28 protein-coding genes are annotated in these 12,762 nt (G+C 64.5%); 21 read left to right on the top strand and 7 right to left on the bottom strand.

Features of this window, described 5'->3' with window-relative positions:
• Positions 1-198: 198 nt before the first annotated feature.
• Genes QM707_RS04250 through QM707_RS04225 form a run of 6 tightly spaced genes read right to left on the bottom strand, consistent with a single transcriptional unit; the run spans position 199 to position 2,890 of the window.
• Complete coding sequence (locus tag QM707_RS04250; protein ID WP_415000621.1) at positions 199-1,551, bottom strand: AAA family ATPase; 1,353 nt, start codon at positions 1,549-1,551, stop codon at positions 199-201.
• Positions 1,548-1,793, bottom strand: coding sequence for a hypothetical protein (locus tag QM707_RS04245; protein ID WP_415000620.1), 246 nt, complete (start codon positions 1,791-1,793; stop codon positions 1,548-1,550). The genes QM707_RS04250 and QM707_RS04245 overlap by 4 nt, the downstream gene beginning before the upstream one ends.
• Positions 1,790-2,164 carry a hypothetical protein gene (locus QM707_RS04240; RefSeq protein WP_415000619.1) on the bottom strand — a complete coding sequence of 125 codons (375 nt, stop codon included), beginning with the start codon at positions 2,162-2,164 and terminating at the stop codon, positions 1,790-1,792. The genes QM707_RS04245 and QM707_RS04240 overlap by 4 nt, the downstream gene beginning before the upstream one ends.
• Positions 2,164-2,355 carry a hypothetical protein gene (locus QM707_RS04235; protein ID WP_415000618.1) on the bottom strand — a complete coding sequence of 64 codons (192 nt, stop codon included), beginning with the start codon at positions 2,353-2,355 and terminating at the stop codon, positions 2,164-2,166. Before QM707_RS04235 ends, QM707_RS04240 begins: the two co-directional genes overlap by 1 nt.
• Positions 2,355-2,549 (bottom strand): hypothetical protein, encoded by a 195-nt coding sequence (locus QM707_RS04230; RefSeq protein ID WP_415000617.1) that lies wholly within the window; start codon positions 2,547-2,549, stop codon positions 2,355-2,357. Before QM707_RS04230 ends, QM707_RS04235 begins: the two co-directional genes overlap by 1 nt.
• Positions 2,549-2,890: a hypothetical protein gene (locus QM707_RS04225; RefSeq protein ID WP_415000616.1), complete on the bottom strand. Its 342-nt coding sequence runs from the start codon at positions 2,888-2,890 to the stop codon at positions 2,549-2,551. Before QM707_RS04225 ends, QM707_RS04230 begins: the two co-directional genes overlap by 1 nt.
• Positions 2,891-3,145: 255 nt before the next feature.
• On the opposite strand from QM707_RS04225, the gene QM707_RS04220 reads away from it, so the two are divergent.
• On the top strand, positions 3,146-3,439 hold the full coding sequence (locus tag QM707_RS04220) for a hypothetical protein (RefSeq protein WP_415000615.1): 294 nt from the start codon (positions 3,146-3,148) through the stop codon (positions 3,437-3,439).
• Positions 3,440-3,561: 122 nt separating this feature from the next.
• Here QM707_RS04220 and QM707_RS04215 read toward each other — a convergent pair whose 3' ends face one another.
• On the bottom strand, positions 3,562-3,774 hold the full coding sequence (locus QM707_RS04215) for a hypothetical protein (protein WP_415000614.1): 213 nt from the start codon (positions 3,772-3,774) through the stop codon (positions 3,562-3,564).
• A 115-nt stretch (positions 3,775-3,889) separates the two neighbouring features.
• Here QM707_RS04215 and QM707_RS04210 point away from each other — a divergent pair, with 115 nt between their 5' ends.
• The 20 genes from QM707_RS04210 to QM707_RS04115 all read left to right on the top strand — a co-directional run bounded on the left by QM707_RS04210 (position 3,890) and on the right by QM707_RS04115 (position 12,754).
• Positions 3,890-4,225 carry a hypothetical protein gene (locus QM707_RS04210; RefSeq protein ID WP_415000613.1) on the top strand — a complete coding sequence of 112 codons (336 nt, stop codon included), beginning with the start codon at positions 3,890-3,892 and terminating at the stop codon, positions 4,223-4,225.
• Positions 4,222-4,407 (top strand): hypothetical protein, encoded by a 186-nt coding sequence (locus QM707_RS04205; RefSeq protein ID WP_415000612.1) that lies wholly within the window; start codon positions 4,222-4,224, stop codon positions 4,405-4,407. Before QM707_RS04210 ends, QM707_RS04205 begins: the two co-directional genes overlap by 4 nt.
• A 7-nt stretch (positions 4,408-4,414) precedes the next feature.
• Positions 4,415-4,732, top strand: a complete 318-nt coding sequence (locus tag QM707_RS04200) for a hypothetical protein (protein WP_415000611.1) — start codon at positions 4,415-4,417, stop codon at positions 4,730-4,732.
• A 130-nt stretch (positions 4,733-4,862) separates the two neighbouring features.
• Positions 4,863-5,474: a hypothetical protein gene (locus QM707_RS04195; protein WP_415000610.1), complete on the top strand. Its 612-nt coding sequence runs from the start codon at positions 4,863-4,865 to the stop codon at positions 5,472-5,474.
• On the top strand, positions 5,471-5,737 hold the full coding sequence (locus QM707_RS04190; RefSeq protein ID WP_415000609.1) for a hypothetical protein: 267 nt from the start codon (positions 5,471-5,473) through the stop codon (positions 5,735-5,737). Before QM707_RS04195 ends, QM707_RS04190 begins: the two co-directional genes overlap by 4 nt.
• Positions 5,734-6,066 (top strand): hypothetical protein, encoded by a 333-nt coding sequence (locus QM707_RS04185; RefSeq protein ID WP_415000608.1) that lies wholly within the window; start codon positions 5,734-5,736, stop codon positions 6,064-6,066. Before QM707_RS04190 ends, QM707_RS04185 begins: the two co-directional genes overlap by 4 nt.
• A complete protein-coding gene (locus tag QM707_RS04180; protein WP_415000607.1) occupies positions 6,063-6,284 on the top strand; it encodes a hypothetical protein in 222 nt (73 codons plus the stop codon). The genes QM707_RS04185 and QM707_RS04180 overlap by 4 nt, the downstream gene beginning before the upstream one ends.
• The gene (locus tag QM707_RS04175) at positions 6,281-6,547 is read left to right on the top strand and encodes a hypothetical protein (RefSeq protein ID WP_415000606.1); all 267 of its coding nucleotides are present in this window, start codon (positions 6,281-6,283) and stop codon (positions 6,545-6,547) included. Before QM707_RS04180 ends, QM707_RS04175 begins: the two co-directional genes overlap by 4 nt.
• Positions 6,544-6,738, top strand: coding sequence for a hypothetical protein (locus QM707_RS04170; protein WP_415000605.1), 195 nt, complete (start codon positions 6,544-6,546; stop codon positions 6,736-6,738). The genes QM707_RS04175 and QM707_RS04170 overlap by 4 nt, the downstream gene beginning before the upstream one ends.
• Positions 6,735-7,625: a PD-(D/E)XK nuclease-like domain-containing protein gene (locus QM707_RS04165; RefSeq protein WP_415000604.1), complete on the top strand. Its 891-nt coding sequence runs from the start codon at positions 6,735-6,737 to the stop codon at positions 7,623-7,625. Before QM707_RS04170 ends, QM707_RS04165 begins: the two co-directional genes overlap by 4 nt.
• A gap of 4 nt (positions 7,626-7,629) precedes the next feature.
• Positions 7,630-8,484 (top strand): recombinase RecT, encoded by an 855-nt coding sequence (locus tag QM707_RS04160; protein WP_415000603.1) that lies wholly within the window; start codon positions 7,630-7,632, stop codon positions 8,482-8,484.
• A gap of 15 nt (positions 8,485-8,499) precedes the next feature.
• A complete protein-coding gene (locus QM707_RS04155) occupies positions 8,500-9,282 on the top strand; it encodes a hypothetical protein (protein WP_415000602.1) in 783 nt (260 codons plus the stop codon).
• Entirely contained in the window at positions 9,279-9,587 is a 309-nt protein-coding gene (locus tag QM707_RS04150) for a hypothetical protein (protein ID WP_415000601.1), read from the top strand. Before QM707_RS04155 ends, QM707_RS04150 begins: the two co-directional genes overlap by 4 nt.
• 214 nt (positions 9,588-9,801) lie before the next feature.
• On the top strand, positions 9,802-10,146 hold the full coding sequence (locus tag QM707_RS04145; RefSeq protein ID WP_415000600.1) for a hypothetical protein: 345 nt from the start codon (positions 9,802-9,804) through the stop codon (positions 10,144-10,146).
• Positions 10,143-10,637 (top strand): hypothetical protein, encoded by a 495-nt coding sequence (locus QM707_RS04140; protein ID WP_415000599.1) that lies wholly within the window; start codon positions 10,143-10,145, stop codon positions 10,635-10,637. The genes QM707_RS04145 and QM707_RS04140 overlap by 4 nt, the downstream gene beginning before the upstream one ends.
• Entirely contained in the window at positions 10,634-10,807 is a 174-nt protein-coding gene (locus tag QM707_RS04135; protein WP_415000598.1) for a hypothetical protein, read from the top strand. The genes QM707_RS04140 and QM707_RS04135 overlap by 4 nt, the downstream gene beginning before the upstream one ends.
• Positions 10,804-11,274 carry a hypothetical protein gene (locus tag QM707_RS04130; RefSeq protein WP_415000597.1) on the top strand — a complete coding sequence of 157 codons (471 nt, stop codon included), beginning with the start codon at positions 10,804-10,806 and terminating at the stop codon, positions 11,272-11,274. Before QM707_RS04135 ends, QM707_RS04130 begins: the two co-directional genes overlap by 4 nt.
• A complete protein-coding gene (locus tag QM707_RS04125) occupies positions 11,261-11,701 on the top strand; it encodes a hypothetical protein (RefSeq protein ID WP_415000596.1) in 441 nt (146 codons plus the stop codon). The genes QM707_RS04130 and QM707_RS04125 overlap by 14 nt, the downstream gene beginning before the upstream one ends.
• Entirely contained in the window at positions 11,701-11,997 is a 297-nt protein-coding gene (locus tag QM707_RS04120) for a hypothetical protein (protein ID WP_415000595.1), read from the top strand. The genes QM707_RS04125 and QM707_RS04120 overlap by 1 nt, the downstream gene beginning before the upstream one ends.
• Entirely contained in the window at positions 11,987-12,754 is a 768-nt protein-coding gene (locus QM707_RS04115; RefSeq protein WP_415000594.1) for a DNA-methyltransferase, read from the top strand. Before QM707_RS04120 ends, QM707_RS04115 begins: the two co-directional genes overlap by 11 nt.
• The last annotated feature ends 8 nt before the right edge of the window (positions 12,755-12,762 follow it).

Below are 12,762 nucleotides of genomic sequence, written 5' to 3'. Positions count from 1 at the left end.
CGACAAGTAGTCGGACAGAGACCCGAGACGGGGAAATATCGGCCCTCAGAGAGCCGAATATTCCCCGCTCGTGTCTCCCTCGGGTTGCGCGACCATAAACAAGAGACTCGTCGATTGTTAAATCGACAGGTGCAAACGCAGCAACGGCGCGGCTTTCCGTCGCACTTGTCGCACTTGTCGAATTAGTGAATCGACGAGTCATTCCGACACCTTTAGGCGGTAAACCGGCGTCAGGCCCCGGGTGTGCGGGACAGCCTCGTCGACGACCTGTAGATCGCCCTGATAGACGGCATCGACAAGTGGTCGACGAGCCCATGCGGGACTCCGTCCGCAGGCATCGGAGACGGCGCGAACGGTCGGCTGACGCCCCTCCGATTCGAGACGTTCCACGACCGCGACGACCTTGCGGACGTCGTCTTGTTGTTTCACGGTCCGGACCTCGTCGGCGGCCTCGGCACGGTAGGAACCGATCTGCCGGTGCAGCTTTCGCCAGTGCATGCCGCGGTACTCGGCCGGCGGGGTGATGGCTTCCTGGCGGGTGTGGTCCCAGGCGAAGAACACGGGCGGCGGGTCGAGGGACTTCGAGCTGTCGAGGCAGATCAGGGCGCTGATGCGCGAGCGAATGCCGGGGGCGATCATCTGGCGCAGGTGGGTGCGCGCGTCCTTCTCGCCGAAGGGGTCGTCCTCGCTGCCGAGGTTGACCAGTAGCCAGGTCTGACGCGTGTTGCCGATCAGCGCTGTTCCGCCGCGGATGTCGGCCTGGCTGACGTTGAGCGTCGACAGGTTGAGCGCGGAGGCCTGGCTGGTGTGATGGGCCAGCGACACGGCGATACCGAGGCTGCGCGCGATCTGCTTGGCGGCGTCGGCGAATACGCGCAGGCCGACGTTGTCCTCGGCGGCGTCGGACAGTGTGCTGACGGTTTCGAGCACCATCCAGCCCAGTGGTGCGTCCCATTCGCCGTCGATGCTGTTGCCGTCGAGGGGGCGCTGGGCGGCGTCGATCAGGCTGTCGACGAGCGCGACGTTGCGCATGACCTCGCCATGCTGGACGAGCACGAGCGGCCCGACGCGGCGCTTGATGCTCTCCAGGTCGATGATGCGGACGTTGTCGAGGACGGTGCGCTGGTCTTTCGGGCTGAGCTTGCGAAGCTGGGCCTCGAGCTTGGCGTCGTACTGCTCGACGCTGTCCTCGGCCGACACGATGATCGTGCTGAAAGCGCCGTGCTCGCAGGGCTGATTCCCAAGGTCCAGGCCCAGCGCACCGTTCACTGCGATCGCGATGATGGCGCTGGTTTTGCCCTCGCGCCCCGGGCCGGCCAGGATCGACACCTCGGCACGCGGGAAGGCGGCAGAGTCACCGAGGCGGAACAGGTGCGGGTGCGGCTTCTTTGCCGCTTCCAGGTCGCTCGGCGTGCGCTTGCGCATCAGCTCGGCGATCTCGTCGGCGAGCGTCATTTCCTGCGCCGCGGCGAGCACCTTCGCGCGTTCCTCGACCGTGTCCGGTCGCCCGTAGCGCTCGAGGTCGTAGTCGTCGACGGCCAAGGCGTTCACGGGATCAGCCCCCTCGCCTTCTCCATCCGCTTGACCTGCTCGGGGGAACGGGCGGCGTGTTCGGCCTTGAGCTGTTCCCAGAGCTGCATGCAGCGATTGACGCCCATCGGGCCAGCGCGCTCGGCTTTGTTGAGTTCGCGCCCGATCTGCGCGATGCGTTCCTCGCGCGCGCGGTCCTCTTCGGTTTCGGCGGGGTGCGCCGGCAGCGAGTGCACGAGGGTCAGGTGCGGGCGGGCGCTCATTCAGCGCCCCGGGCTGCGCGAATGGCAGCGGTCCATCGGTAGGCTGTTGCGCGACACATGCCGAACTCGCTGCGCAACTCGTCTACGGTCGGAATTCGGTGTTGGTACTTCTGTGCGATTGAGCACGCGACGAAAATCGCACTTTGCCCATCGGCGTACAGTTGATCGCGAAAGGTGCCCGTTGAACGAATTCCGCGCTGCGGGGGGGCAACGAGTCCATCGCCGACAATGCCTGCGCCCAGTCTGTTGTAAATCGACACGACGTTTACGCCCGCGATCGCAGCAGCCTGTTTGGCTGTCAGCATTCCGGCCGCACCGCAGTCGTGGACGCGCGCTTGCTTGCCATTCTTGCCAGTCGGGACGAGTTGCATCACCCCTGCCCCCTCGCCGTGCCGTAAGCACGCGCGCCGGCCTTGCGGAACCGGATCTTCAGGCGGTACGCCTGCTGCCGAACGGCGGGTTCGCTGCGATTAAGTTCGAGCGCAACCTCGAGCGAGGTGTGCGTTTTCGCCATCGAGCGCAACGCAGCGAGATCGGCGCCGGACCAGGGCTGGTAGTGCATCAGTGCGTCTCCTTCTTGCGGCGCTTGAGGGCGCGTTCGATCAGCGCGAGCGACGATTGCTTTGCGCGGACTTCCTTGCGCAGGAAGTCGCGCACGATCACGAGTTGATCGAGCTGCAGGGCTGCGATATCCGCCTTCGACGGCGGGATCGGGCACACGAAGGTCGTGCCGAGGCGAACCGGGGCGGCGGACATTACTTCGCCCCGGCTTCGGCCATCAAACGGTTCAGTCGGTCGACGAGTTCCGGCAACGCGGCCATCGCCTGCTTCTGGACGGTTTCGGCGTCCTGCAGCCAACGCGCGGCCCAGTAGAGTGCCGGTGTCGTGTCACGGAATTCGCGCATGTAGCGCTCGACGATCGTGCTGTCGAGGTTGCGCTCGCCGCTGAGCATGGCGCTCAGGTTCGACGGCGCGACGTCGACGGCCGCTGCAACGCGGCCCAGGCCTTGGCGGTACACGCAGGCTGCAAAGCATTCGCGAAGATCGCGGTAACGCTGCGCCATCCCGGGCTCTAAGCTCAGGGCGAGTTGGTGCATGGGAATCTCCGATACGGATCGTTATCAGTGGTTATCAAGGCCACCGGCGAAAAAAAGGCATGCCCGACCTGCCCCGCCCGCTTGCACCGCCGCACCCGTTCGCGGGCTGCTTGTACCTGGGCTTCGTGGTGGTCGTGGCAACGCAGTCGCGCACCGTCACGCTGGCGGCGGCAGTTCGGCTCGACGCAGCGATTGAAGGCGCCCGCCTGCCGGTAGGATGGGGATGCGACCCCACCACCCACACCGGAGACGGACATGGAAGACGACGCGGCCATCAGGGCGCCGACCCCCGACGAAAAATTCGCGATGCTTTCGCAGCAAGCCTCCGCGTTGACCTGCGCAGTGCACGCATTGCTGACCACAGTTGCGGTGCCCGAGACCAGCGAGCGGCTTTCAGTGCTGCTTGCCAGCCACGAAGCCGCACTGAATGCGTCGCCAATCGGCGAGCGCGGGCTTCAGCATTTCCGGCAGATGGCCGAATCGTTACGGGCCGCAGCCGTCCTCGGAAGTCAGCGATCCACAATCCTGAAACAGGCAGGGCGGCAATAGCGGCATCAATCTCGCGGCGCCTCCGGATGACGGACAAGTCCGGAGCAATCAGCGCCGTCGGCACACCCAGCCCTGCGGTGTGCGCGTCGATCTCCTTGTCGAAATCCGGCTCGGCGGCCATGTCAGGCGGCCTCTTTCGCCGTGACCCAGACCAGGGTCTTGTAATCGAGCATCGGGTCGGCAGCTGCGAGGCGCTGGGCGAGCCTGCGGCCAATGCCGCGGCTTCCGTTGCAGACACCTGCGATGGTGGACAAGGGAACGCCGGTCAGCTCCGAAACCTTTGCCGGGCCGCCGTTGCGTTCCACGTAGGTGTTCCAGTATTCCCGCGGGGTCATGGTGCCTGCTCGTGCTATGCGTAACGCGTTATCAAGCACTATGCACAATGCAGAGCAGCTACGCAAGGGGCGTTGGCAGAATAGAAGCCGTTCCGATGCCGAAAGGTCTCAGGCTGTGAGCCAGCTTTCCGACAATCTCACCAACCGGCGAGACGAGTTAAAGATGAGGGTCGAGGACGTCCTTGTTGCCCTCAACAAAATGGGCCATGACGTGGCCTATTCCACCGTCGCCGGCTGGTTTAATGGCAGTCGAGGCGTGCGGAAAATGGAACATCTGAAAGCCCTGTGCATCATCCTGCAGACCGACCTGAACTCCCTGGCGGGCGACGAGATCGAGATCGCCGAGGGCAAGGTCGAATCTGCTGTCGTGCGTGAGCTGCGGGACGTGAGCCCCGCGCAACGCGAAGCGGTCCTGGCACTGATTCGCAGCATGAAGGGGGACGCAAAATGAAGAACTTCGCTTGGGCGGTCTACTGGATTGGTGACGCCGCGACTGTGATCTACCTGACCTTCTTCGACGGCTACAACTACACCTGGTGGAACTGGCTTATTGCCGTCCCCGTGAACATTTTCCTCGGGTTCATTTGGCCGATTTACTGGGGCATACTGGCCCCATTGCACCACTATCTCTAAGGCGAAAATGCGCCGCTGGGGCATCATCGCGGCGATCGGCGGATCCTTTCTCGCATTGCTTGGCTTGGGCGAATGGGCCCGCCGTAACAATGCCGAGCGTGATGCTGGCATCGTCTGGACATGGGTGGTCAGCCCGCGCACCTCGCAGTCCTACCTGATGCGCGCGAAGTACAACGACGACCAGAGCATCGCCAGCTTCGCTTTCGACGATGGCCAGGCGCATACCTTCGTTGGCTGTTACCCGCCCGAGACCGATGCGGAATCCGACGAATCAGTGAGCTGCACCGACCAGCTTGGCCTGAGCTGGCATCTTTCCCGGGACTGATTTGACCGCAAACCCAGCAGCGGCGCGGGTTGCGTAATAGTTTCGATTCACTACGCATTACGCATTGACAGACGCTACGCGTTGCGCGTAGTCTTCTCCCATCGCCCCACCCCGGGGCAGGGAGAACGATATGACCGAGACCTTCGATCACTTGTTCGGAGGCTGGCACAAGGCGCCGGCAAGGCGCTGGCGGAATCCGGACGGCTCGCAGGGCGGCATCGTTGCTGTCGAGGCGCGGGTCGATCAGACCCTGGTCATTCCCGGCGACGCGGTTGTGTGGCCGGGCGCCAGCATCGGCGGTCGCGCCAGCATCGGCGACGGCGCCAGCATCGGCTACGGCGCCAGCATCGGCGACGGCGCCAGCATCGGCGACGGCGCCAGCATCGGCGACGGCGCCAGCATCGGCTACGGCGCCAGCATCGGCGACGGCGCCAGCATCGGCGACGGCGCCAGCATCGGCGACGGCGCCAGCATCGAGGCGGGCGACTGGTGGATGTCTGCCGGTCCGTTCGGTGCGCACAAGCGCCTCGTTACGGCCGTCTTCTCGCCGAAGCATGGGCTGCGCTGGTGGGTCGGATGCCAGAACGGAATCTCGACCGCCACGTTCCAGGAACGCCTGAGTAAGGACCACGCGCCTGGCGATGTCGTGGACGCAGTCGGTGCGGCCTACATCCATTTCATCGCGTTCGTGCTCACGCATCCCGATCTGCTCGCTGCGCAGGCGAAGGCGGGTGCGCAATGAGCGTAACCCGACGCGATCACCGCATCTGTCGCGTTTGCGGCGGTAGCGGCGAGGTCTGGACGAACGAATCGAACGATCCGCAGACGGCGAAGGCTTGGCCGTGCGACGGCGATGGTTGCCTGAATGGCTGGGTTCGGACGCGACCGCTGGACCCGATGGACGTGCTGGCCGAAGCGCGCCGCAATGCGTTCTCCGCATCCTGGGGCGCGCAGTGGTACGGCTCGCTGCGTCAGCGCATCGTGAGCCCGGTGCTGCTGCCGTGATCGTTTCCATCAACCCCTGCGACAGCATCGAGGCGCTGGCCGTGCGCGATCGCACGATGACGCGCTCCGAATACACCGACGCCCGCCGCCGGGCGCATCAGCTCGACACCGAGGCTTGGCTGCTTCGAAAGGAAATGCCGAAAGCTGCCGCTGCCGACGAAGCCTATGCTCGCCGCATTCGCAGCGCCATCGCGGTGCCGGTCGATCGTACCGAGAGCGCGCGTAACGTGCGCTGGCAGCGCCTGACGCTTGCCCTGCGCACGTCCGCGCGCGCGGTACTTCTGCGCAACCAGGCCCGGCATATCGCACGGGAAGGGGCGGTCGCATGAACCCCGACGACCTCGCCCCCGCGCCCGACGCGAAGCAAGCCCACGTTCGCACGATGGATCGCTGCCTGCTGGGCCTGCTGCTGTTCCTGATCGTGACGCAGGTATCGCGCATGTCCGACGCCGAGATCGCTCAGGCGGTGATCGCGTGGCTGCTGCTGGCGGTGATCGCGTGGCTGTCGTACTGGCGCGGGCGGGACGATGCGAGGACCAAGCCGTGATCTGCTCGACGCGCGACACCCTCAAGCTCGCCGCCTCGCGCTTGCGCAGCGACAAAGCCTGCCCGCACACCGCCGACGAACTCGATTGCGACGTCATCCCGGTCGTCGACATGATGGCCGAGGCGTTGCGCTACGTGCGCGACAGCACCGGCAGCGCGACGGCCGCCCACCAACGCGCGGCCGAAGCGCTGGCCGCCTACGACCGCGGCATGTTGCCGCCCCGAACCGATTCCAACCCCGACAACCGGAGCATCCCCGCATGAGTACCCGCATCTACGTCGTCACCGAAACCTTCGAAGGCGGCACGAACAGGCACCTGATCCGCGCGATCAGCCCGGCCCAGGCGGTCGCCGCCGTCACGAAGCCGCGTTTCACCGCCGAAGTCGCGGGCCAGGACGAACTCGTCAAGCTCGTCGGCGAGGGCGTGAAGGTGAAGGACGCGGCGGGCGAATGAACGCCGTCTTGAAATATCCCGAGCCCGCGCTCGGCCTGACCTACGGCGAACCGGCGGACGTCTACCACGTCCGTCGGCTGGGTGAACTGTCGTGCAGCGGCATCAAGGAGCTGCTGCGCTCGCCCCAGCATTACCAGCACTGGGCCACACAGCCGGACGACGAGAGCACGGACGCGATGCTGTTCGGCCGCGCCTTCCACATGGCGCTGCTGGAGCCGGAGCGCTTCGCGCGCACGTACCGCGTGCTGCCCGAAGATGCCCCGCGCAAGCCCAGCAGCGCGCAGCGCAACGCCAAGAAGCCCAGCGACGACACGGTCGCCGCGATCCAGTGGTGGGACGCCTTCGAACGCGCCGGCCTGCTGGTGCTCAAGCCCGACGACGCCGAGCGCATTCGCGCGATGGTGGCGAGCGTGCAGGCCCACCCGTGGGCGAAGCTGCTGACGCAGGGCGGCCAGGCCGAAGTCTCGCTGCGTTGGATCGACGAAGCGACCGGCCTGCCGTGCAAGGCGCGCGCCGACTACTTCGTCGACGGCCCGAAGCGTTTCGCGCTCGACGTGAAGTCCTGCGTGGACGCAAGCCCGGCCGGTTTCGGCCGCGCGGTCGCGAACTACACCTACGACCTGCAGCACGCGCACTACTGCGACGGCTTCCGCGCGAACGGCTTGCCGCTCGACAACTACATCCTGCTGGCGATCGAGAACGAAGCGCCCTACGTCTGCCAGCCCTATTTCCTTGACGCCGAATCGGAACAGCGCGGTTACAGCCTGCGCGCGCGCGGCGCCGAGATCCTGAAACGCTGCCTCGATGCCGGGCGATTCCCCGGCTATTCCGACGACATCCTGCGCCTGAGCATGCCTGCTTGGGCGTTCAAGTCCACCCAGGAGTAACGCCATGTCCGCTGTCCCCGCCGATACCCTTCCCGTTCCGTCCACTCCGCAGAAAGCCGGCGCGCTCGCCCCGGCCTCGCAGGCCGATGCCCGCTTCAATCTCGTGTTTCGCCAGGCCAAGGCGCTGTCCTCCAGCCAGCTCGTGCCGCAGGCGTACCGCGACAACATTCCGAACACCATGCTCGCGCTCGACATCGCCGACCGCATCGGCGCCAGCGCGTTCGCGGTGATGCAGAACCTGCACATCATCCAGGGGCGGCCGTCGTGGTCGAGCACCTTCCTGATCGGCAGCGTCAACCACACGAAGCGCTTCGAACCGCTGCGCTTCGAAATCGAAGGCACCGACCCTTTCGACAAGGGCTACCGCGTGCGCGCCTACGCCAAGGATCGCGAATCGCAGACGGTGTGCTGCGGCGCGTGGATCAACTGGAAGATGGTCGAAGCCGAGGGCTGGTCGTCGAAGTCAGGCAGCAAGTGGAAGTCGATGCCCGAGCAGATGTTCCTGTACCGCGCCGCGGCCTTCTGGGCGCGCGTGTACGCGCCGGAAGTCTGCCTCGGCCTGCACACGGCCGACGAAATGGGCGACGTCTACGGCGGCCCGCAGGTCATCGACGGCGGCTCCGTGAACTCGTCGGCCAGCATCGGCGATCTGAAGCAATCGCTGCTCGGCCAGGACAGCATCCCACCTGCCGACAACGGCGAGGTCACCTTCGAGTCGATCAAGGCCGGGCTCGAAGCTGCCGGCACGCGCGATGCGCTCGACGAAGCGTCTTCGCTGATCGGCCTGCTGTCCGACCCCGAGCAGCGCAAGGCCCTGGTCGCGCTGTACGACGAACGCTTCCCCACCCTCGCCGAATAACCCGGAGCGCCTGCCATGTTCGAACTCCACCAGCACCCCGCGAAGATCATCAACCACAACGCCCGCGTCGAGCGGCACGGCGAGGAACTGAAGCTCGCCTCGGACCTGAAGCTGCAAGTCGTCGTCGGCGCGAAGGCCCTGGACGCCTTCGACGAGAGCCTGCGCACGTTCCTGTACCGCGAGCGCACCCTCGGCGATGCGCCGGCGCAGGCGCGACTGGACGGCGACAAGGACGAGGAAGGTCTCGCCCGTCGCCTGCCGAATCTCGACCCGCTCTCGCTGAAGGACAAGTTCCCCGGCTACAGCGTGACGATCGCGACGGGCATGGACTTGGTCGAACCGATCAAGCTGATCGCCGCCGAGTTGTCGAACTTCGACATCGAGGCGATGGACGGCGGCAGCGTCAAGCTCACGTTCCGCGCCACCAGCTACGTCAGCAACGCGGTCAGCGGCGAACTCGACGGCCTGCAGCAGCGCGAGGTCACGGTCAGCATCGAGCCGCCGTCGCGCGAGGCCAATGCATCGCCGCAGATGCAACTGCTGGCGACGGGTGCGGAAGATCCGGCCGACACCCGCAAGCGCGTTCTCGTCGTCGGCATCGCGACCGAGTCGCGCAAGGGCGGCACGGTGACCGGCGTCACCTGCACGCTGTCCGACGGCGACGAAATCGACGGCGGAGAATTTGCCTACATGCCGACACTCGACGAGATCGACGCCTGGATCTCCGTCAAGCACGGTCTCGCGGTCGAGTTCAGCCCGTCGGCGCGCGCGACGTACGAAGAGAGGGCCGCCGCATGAGTATGCACAACGCTCGCAACCGCATCGCCGGTGCTCCGCGCCCGCCGTCCAGCACGTTCCACATGCTGCTGCAGAAGGGCAAGCGCAACGCGACGGAACTGCTGCGTCACCTCTCGGGCGATCCGAACGCCGAAGTCCGCACCGAAGGCGTCGGTCGTTTCGCTCGCACGATCTTCCGCCTGTCGTGGGGCTCCAGTGGCTGGGCGCCGCACCAGGGCGAGCGTGAGCGCGCCCGCCGTCGCGGCGGCAGGCACTGGGACGCCTTCCGCGCTTCCGACCGCAGGCGCCGCGGCCTCGACACCTGACCTTCACCGACAGCGGCGGGGAACCCCGCGGCGCCTCCCCTCGCCGACCTCGCCGCTGTCAATTCTTCGGAGTAGCGCATGCGCCTGTTCCTTCAAATCATCGGCGGCATCGTCGTCGGCCTGGTGCTGCTCGCGTTCGTCGCCTACCTCGCCGTCTGGCTGTGGCTGCGTAGCTACGGCTACGGCACCCACTAACCCGGCCTAGGAGAGAGTGATGGACAACAGTGATTACTGGTCGGAGTGCGTTGCTATCGCTGCCGAAGAATGCGGCGCGACGCTCACTGCCGAACAGATCGAGCATATCGCCGGTTCAGTGGAAGGCGCCCACGAGAACTACGGGATGGCCTTCTATCAGCCACCCGCATCCGACCGCATAGGTGACATAGAGCGCGACTGGAGGAAGAAGCTGGACGATTTGCAGCGCGAGTTCGATGCATACCGCAATGGCTCAGAGAGCGCGATGCGCCGAGCACTGGGTGAGCGCAGCAGCTCCAATATCAGCATCGACAGCGAAGGCCGCGTGTTCCGGCACGATGGTCGAACGGAGCAGCTCCTATGACGCCCCTCGACGCCGCGCGGTTGGTGATGGAGTCGGCTGAGAAGGCGACGCCGGGGCCCTGGTTCCACTGCCAGCCATTCCAGCGGGTTGAGAAATATCGAACCGTTCATGGCCCCGTGGCCGGACAGTGGGTCGACTTCGTGTCAACGGAGCCGACCCCTGTTCACAGGCGAATCGTAATCCCGATGCACGACGCCGAGAGTGGCCGCCGTGTCATTTCTGAAGACATGGCCTTCATCACCGCCGCCTGCAACTTCGCCCGCACCGACCTTCCCGCCCTTGTGGCGGAGGTGGAGAGGTTGCTGGTAGGTATTGAGCGATTGTCAGCGGAATGGCGAGCAGATGCGATCAAGCTGCGTAGAAGGAAGCGAGGCTTTTCAATATCTCGCCCATTTGAAGCCGCAGATCTTGAGGCTACCGCACAGGAAAACGACTCCAAAGCCGACGAGCTAGACCAACTACTGAACGCCCAACCCGGAGGCCAGCGATGAGCGACTACAGCATCCGCGTCACCAAGGACGGGCCGCAGCGAAAGATGCCGGATGGCTCGTATAAGCCGACGAGCTGGGCCATTGCCGATGCCGTTTTCACGATGAACATACCTCTCGCCCAAGCCCTGATAGAGCAGGAAGAACAGAACGAAAAGGCCCCGCAGCGATGAGCGAGAAGATGAGCGATGACAGATATTGGTCGCCAGAAGATTCCATTTCGGCTATGCATATTTTGCAGTTCGGAAAGAGCCTCGACAACATTGGCAAAGAGGCGTGCAAGCGTACTGCCGAAACGATCAAAACCCTCACCGCCGCGCTGGCTGAGCGGGATGATCGTGAACAGGCTTTGCAGGCGGCATTGATTCGCTGGCTCCCGCAGGTGTTCGACGAACAGTCCGGCGACGACGCCATGCTCCTGGTCGGCTACAGCGGCCCGGATCAGCCGCAGCTAGGCGAGGCGATGAGGGCGGATGCGGAGCGCTTCCGTTGGGGTGTCGAGAATGCCCGCTGGATTCGCCACGACCACGAAGCCTATGTCGCCATCCCTGTTGCGCTGGTGGCTGACCTTTCCTGCTACGCAACGCGGGTGCATGCCATCGACGCCGCCCGCTCAGGAGACAACAATGCGCCACGATGAGCTAGTCACACGGTGGAGAGAACGCGCCACGATCAAGCGTCAACGAAACGAAGGCGCAGTAGCAGATGCGTTGTTCGGTTGCGCACGAGAACTTGAACAATCTCTCGCCACCCCAGCGCCAGAGGGGGCGGTGGCTTGGCAGACCCGCAGTTTCTTCCCGACGGCGGATCGTTGGTCTGATTGGATGCCAGCCGATTCAGCCGAGGTCGCGGAAAAGCAGGTGGCCGACTTTGAGCGCGCCGGCTACAAGTCCGAATCGCGTGCCCTCTACGCAACCGCCCCGCCGCAGGTGACGGAGGCGATGGTCACGGACGAAATGGCGTTCGCATGGGCCGAGCGTTGCGACTTCGGCGGCTCGTGGAGCGCGAGCGAACTGCGCACGACGATTGAGGACGCTCAGACGATCCACGCGCAAGGGGGCGGGTGATGTCAATGCTCACGCCCGGTGATGACAAGGCTATTGCCGCTGAACTTCGTAGGATCGAGCGAAAGAAACGGGAACAGGACTTTGATCCTGACCCGCCTCGATGCGGAACCTGTCTCTATTTCAGCCAGGGGCCAGCCAAGCAACGGCGCGAGGCAGCTAAACGTGGGCGAGGAATCGAACACCTGCAACGCTGCACCTTCGGCAACTTTCGTGTGACCTACAAGGGCGTATGCGACGAATGGCGCAACCGTCAAGGCGACAAGATCGAACAGGAGCACCCCACCCATGAGCGATGATGTGAAGCGGGTGGTCATCGGCAGCGCAACGCTGTACCTGGGCGATTGCCGAGACATCCTGCCGACGCTGCCGAAGGTGGACGCGGTTATCACCGATCCGCCGTATGGAACGACCCGTTGCAGGTGGGATGTCGCGATACCTTTCTCGGAGCTATGGCTAGCAATTCGCTGCGTAACCGGTCGCTCGGTCCCTATCCTTATGTTCGGAGCTGAGCCATTCTCGTCCGCGCTGAGGCAATCCAATCTAGGGGAGTTTAAGTTCGACTGGATTTGGGAAAAGCCAAAGGCGTCTGGTCACCTCAATGCGAAACGTCAGCCACTTAGGGCGCATGAAATTGTTAGCGTGTTCTGTGCCGGGCCGGCGCCATATTTTCCGCAAAAAACCCAAGGACACGAAAGAAAGTCGGCGTTCAAGGGTGCGCACCTGCAGACGGATGTATATGGGCGAACGGCTCAAGGGGTCAGCTACGACAGCACAGAGCGTTACCCGAGAACAGTTCTGCGATTTTCACAAGATACACAGCGTTCAAGCGAACATCCGACACAAAAACCTGTCGCGCTTATGGAGTACCTGGTCAAGACGCACAGCGCAATGGGAAGCTCTGTCATAGACCCCTTCATGGGCAGCGGCACCACTGGCGTAGCTTGCATGAACCTAGGCCGCAGCTTTATCGGTATCGAGCGCGAGTCTAAGTATTTCGACATAGCGTGTCGGCGTATTGAGGAAGCATGCCGGAACCAGAGGTTAATCGCATGAAGCGCGCG

The organism is Arenimonas sp. (assembly GCF_047602345.1).
Taxonomy (GTDB): domain Bacteria; phylum Pseudomonadota; class Gammaproteobacteria; order Xanthomonadales; family Xanthomonadaceae; genus Arenimonas.
This window is presented reverse-complemented; position numbering and strand designations above follow the sequence as displayed.

Coding starts and splice junctions, on each gene's coding strand:
- QM707_RS04205 (WP_415000612.1), top strand. CDS start 4,222: ATGAAGAACTTCGCTTGGGCGGTCTACTGGATTGGTGACGCCGCGACT.
- QM707_RS04200 (WP_415000611.1), top strand. CDS start 4,415: ATGCGCCGCTGGGGCATCATCGCGGCGATCGGCGGATCCTTTCTCGCA.
- QM707_RS04135 (WP_415000598.1), top strand. CDS start 10,634: ATGAGCGACTACAGCATCCGCGTCACCAAGGACGGGCCGCAGCGAAAG.
- QM707_RS04160 (WP_415000603.1), top strand. CDS start 7,630: ATGTCCGCTGTCCCCGCCGATACCCTTCCCGTTCCGTCCACTCCGCAG.
- QM707_RS04195 (WP_415000610.1), top strand. CDS start 4,863: ATGACCGAGACCTTCGATCACTTGTTCGGAGGCTGGCACAAGGCGCCG.
- QM707_RS04165 (WP_415000604.1), top strand. CDS start 6,735: ATGAACGCCGTCTTGAAATATCCCGAGCCCGCGCTCGGCCTGACCTAC.
- QM707_RS04125 (WP_415000596.1), top strand. CDS start 11,261: ATGCGCCACGATGAGCTAGTCACACGGTGGAGAGAACGCGCCACGATC.
- QM707_RS04220 (WP_415000615.1), top strand. CDS start 3,146: ATGGAAGACGACGCGGCCATCAGGGCGCCGACCCCCGACGAAAAATTC.
- QM707_RS04215 (WP_415000614.1), bottom strand. CDS start 3,774: ATGACCCCGCGGGAATACTGGAACACCTACGTGGAACGCAACGGCGGC.
- QM707_RS04230 (WP_415000617.1), bottom strand. CDS start 2,549: ATGTCCGCCGCCCCGGTTCGCCTCGGCACGACCTTCGTGTGCCCGATC.
- QM707_RS04180 (WP_415000607.1), top strand. CDS start 6,063: ATGAACCCCGACGACCTCGCCCCCGCGCCCGACGCGAAGCAAGCCCAC.
- QM707_RS04235 (WP_415000618.1), bottom strand. CDS start 2,355: ATGCACTACCAGCCCTGGTCCGGCGCCGATCTCGCTGCGTTGCGCTCG.
- QM707_RS04130 (WP_415000597.1), top strand. CDS start 10,804: ATGAGCGAGAAGATGAGCGATGACAGATATTGGTCGCCAGAAGATTCC.
- QM707_RS04145 (WP_415000600.1), top strand. CDS start 9,802: ATGGACAACAGTGATTACTGGTCGGAGTGCGTTGCTATCGCTGCCGAA.
- QM707_RS04140 (WP_415000599.1), top strand. CDS start 10,143: ATGACGCCCCTCGACGCCGCGCGGTTGGTGATGGAGTCGGCTGAGAAG.
- QM707_RS04240 (WP_415000619.1), bottom strand. CDS start 2,164: ATGCAACTCGTCCCGACTGGCAAGAATGGCAAGCAAGCGCGCGTCCAC.
- QM707_RS04190 (WP_415000609.1), top strand. CDS start 5,471: ATGAGCGTAACCCGACGCGATCACCGCATCTGTCGCGTTTGCGGCGGT.
- QM707_RS04150 (WP_415000601.1), top strand. CDS start 9,279: ATGAGTATGCACAACGCTCGCAACCGCATCGCCGGTGCTCCGCGCCCG.
- QM707_RS04170 (WP_415000605.1), top strand. CDS start 6,544: ATGAGTACCCGCATCTACGTCGTCACCGAAACCTTCGAAGGCGGCACG.
- QM707_RS04115 (WP_415000594.1), top strand. CDS start 11,987: ATGAGCGATGATGTGAAGCGGGTGGTCATCGGCAGCGCAACGCTGTAC.
- QM707_RS04155 (WP_415000602.1), top strand. CDS start 8,500: ATGTTCGAACTCCACCAGCACCCCGCGAAGATCATCAACCACAACGCC.
- QM707_RS04225 (WP_415000616.1), bottom strand. CDS start 2,890: ATGCACCAACTCGCCCTGAGCTTAGAGCCCGGGATGGCGCAGCGTTAC.
- QM707_RS04120 (WP_415000595.1), top strand. CDS start 11,701: ATGTCAATGCTCACGCCCGGTGATGACAAGGCTATTGCCGCTGAACTT.
- QM707_RS04245 (WP_415000620.1), bottom strand. CDS start 1,793: ATGAGCGCCCGCCCGCACCTGACCCTCGTGCACTCGCTGCCGGCGCAC.